The sequence below is a fragment of the Ileibacterium valens genome, from assembly GCF_001945525.1.
Lineage (GTDB): Bacteria > Bacillota_I > Bacilli_A > Erysipelotrichales > Erysipelotrichaceae > Ileibacterium > Ileibacterium valens.
On the sequence record NZ_MPJW01000258.1, the window covers coordinates 1 to 639 of the forward strand.

Here is a 639-nt window from a genome sequence, read left to right on the forward strand (position 1 = left end):
CGGGAGAACATGTCTTCAGATGCAGGACATGAGATTATGGTCAGCCGGAGCATTCAGGCGGAAGGAACCTTCGGAGATCTTAAAGAAAACTACAGATACAGCCGATTGAGACGCCGGGGACTGGAAAACGTAAAATTTGAGGTGCTTATTGTGGCCATGGGACACAATATCAGAAAATTAAACAACAGAAATCGGATGAGTTGCCCAGAACTCGAACGTTATGGAAAATTAAAGGAGCAGAAAAGCGAAATCTGAAAAAGATTATAAACAGTCTTTTTGAGTTTTGGCTCTTTTCAGTGCGTTCAAAAATTGACTTGAGCGGAAAAACACATCATAAAACAGGATTGAATCAGATAAAAAGCATAGAAAAAGGGGCTGTAAATCTCGCTGATGAAAAATCAGTCGAAATTTAACAGCCCCTTGTTTTTGCGTTTGCAGGTAGATCATAACCATTAAAGTAATAAATTGTTCAATTCAAATTTCATCTTCATTCTGTCAATATATAATTTTATCAATGTCATTAAGTTAAGCAGATAGAAGCGCGAATTGCTCCGCACTTCATCGTGGTGTTCAGAATCTACCAGAAATTTTTATCTGGAATCAGCCATTTTTCGGCTTCAAGCCTCACGAATAGAAGAA

General features: G+C 38.2%; 1 protein-coding gene. It reads left to right on the forward strand.

What is annotated here, in order from left to right:
• Window positions 1-255: transposase (locus BO222_RS11785; RefSeq protein WP_075817320.1), on the forward strand; the 255-nt coding region annotated here is incomplete at its 5' end.
• Window positions 256-639: the final 384 nt, after the last annotated feature.